This window comes from Xylophilus sp. ASV27 (genome assembly GCF_016428875.1).
Taxonomy (GTDB): Bacteria; Pseudomonadota; Gammaproteobacteria; order Burkholderiales; family Burkholderiaceae_C; genus Xylophilus.
This window is the reverse complement of the sequence record NZ_JAELTO010000254.1, coordinates 1-797: the sequence shown is the minus strand read 5'-3', so window position 1 is coordinate 797 and position 797 is coordinate 1. Positions and strand designations below refer to the sequence as shown.

1 protein-coding gene and 1 pseudogene are annotated in these 797 nt (G+C 74.5%); both read left to right on the top strand.

The window, feature by feature from the left end; all coding sequences use genetic code 11:
• Positions 1-124 (top strand): annotated as a pseudogene (locus tag JHD63_RS24300) (DUF58 domain-containing protein); the annotation flags it as partial.
• A partial coding sequence (locus JHD63_RS22740) for a DUF3488 domain-containing protein (RefSeq protein WP_198973075.1) occupies positions 118-797 on the top strand: 680 nt, incomplete at its 3' end. The pseudogene JHD63_RS24300 and the gene JHD63_RS22740, both read left to right, overlap by 7 nt.

Genomic DNA, 797 nt, shown 5'->3' with positions numbered 1-797 from the left:
CTGGGTGCTGCAGGCCGAGCGCCTGGGGCTTGCCTACGGCCTGCGCCTGCCCGGCGTCACGCTGGCCCCGGCCCAGGGTGCGGCCCACCAGAGGCGATGCCTGGAGGCGCTCGCCCGATGCTGAGCCGCCGCGCCCGCTCCTGGTTCGGCAGCCTGGGCACGCTGCCGCGCGACAGCCGCGACACACTGTTCCTGCTGCTGGTGGTGGCCTGGATCATCCTGCCGCAGGTCGGCAGTCTGCCGGCCTGGGCCAGCGCCGTCGCCGCGCTGGCGCTGCTGTGGCGCGCGCGGCTGGCCTGGCGCGCGTCTCCGCTGCCGGGGCGCTGGTGGCTGCTGGCGCTGCTGGTGGGCTGCGTGGCGGCGACCCTGGCCACCTACCGCACGGTCGCCGGGCGTGAGGCCGGCGTGACCCTGGTCGTGATGCTGCTCGCGCTCAAGACGCTGGAGATGCGCGCCCGGCGCGATGCGATGGTGGTGTTCTTCCTCGGCTTCTTCACCATGCTGACCAACTTCTTCGTCTCGCAGTCGCTGCCGACCGCGCTGGCGATGGTGGTGGCGCTGCTCGGCCTGCTCACGGCCCTGGTGCAGGCGCACATGCCGGTCGGCCGCCCGCCGCTGGCCACGGCGGCCAGGACCGCGGCGCGCCTGATGCTGTTCGGCGCGCCGATCATGGCAGCGCTGTTCCTGCTCTTCCCGCGCATGGCGCCGCTCTGGGGTGTGCCCGGCGACCCGTCGCGCGGCCGCAGCGGGCTGTCGGCCGAGATGCGGGTCGGCAGCATCGCGCAAATCGCGCTCGA